Genomic DNA, 905 nt, shown 5'->3' with positions numbered 1-905 from the left:
GCTAGTTGTGGCTCTAAAGATAGAGGAGAACTAGTGGGTGTTAAAGGTAAAAAATGGCACCCAGAAAAACCTTACGGAATGGAGCTTATTCCTGGAGGCGCTTATATTATGGGTAAAGCTGATGATGATTTAGCTGGTATTAATGACGCGCCAGCAAAAACAGTAACAGTAAGAGCATTTTATATGGATGCTACTGAAATTACAAATAGTGAGTACCGTCAATTTGTTCATTGGGTTAGAGACTCTATTGTTAGAATGCGCTTAGCAGTTTTAGCTGATGAGGTTGGATTAACTCAAGAAGATGAAGGTACAATAGGTGAATTTGCATTTAAAGACGCAGACACTTCAAACATGACTGTTTACGAAAAGTATATGTTTGAAAACTACACAGGTTTAGGGCCTACTGGTTACGAAGGCCGAAAAATAAACAAAGACATTGATTTAATTTTTGATACATCAGAGTATATCGATGAGTATTATGCCGAAGTAATGGATACTATGTATTTACCATTAGAAGAATCATACAATGGGCAACGTACTTGGGATGTGAAAAAATTTAAGTTCCAGTATAATTACATGGACATTAAAGAAGCTGCCAAAAACAGAGGTATAGCTCGTAAAGATGTTATTAAAAAAGAAGAAGTAGAAATTTATCCTGATACCACAGTATGGATTAGAGATTTTGCTTACTCATACAATGAACCAATGCACAATGATTACTTTTGGCATGATGCTTACGGAGATTACCCTGTAGTAGGTGTTACCTGGAAACAAGCAAAAGCATTTTGTGAGTGGCGTACTATAAATAAAAACACATATCAAAAATCTAAAAAAGGCGCAGCTTTAGTTAACAGATTTAGATTACCATCTGAAGCAGAATGGGAATATGCCGCAAGAGGTGGCCT

At 36.2% G+C, this 905-nt stretch carries 1 protein-coding gene; it reads left to right on the top strand.

Features of this window, described 5'->3' with window-relative positions:
* On the top strand, positions 1-905 hold a 905-nt coding region (gene porK / locus FUA24_RS00155; protein ID WP_148539573.1), incomplete at both ends, for a T9SS ring complex lipoprotein PorK/GldK.

This window comes from Seonamhaeicola marinus (genome assembly GCF_008085455.1).
Note: the sequence above shows the minus strand (reverse complement) of the source record. Positions and strands in the feature narration are given on the sequence as shown.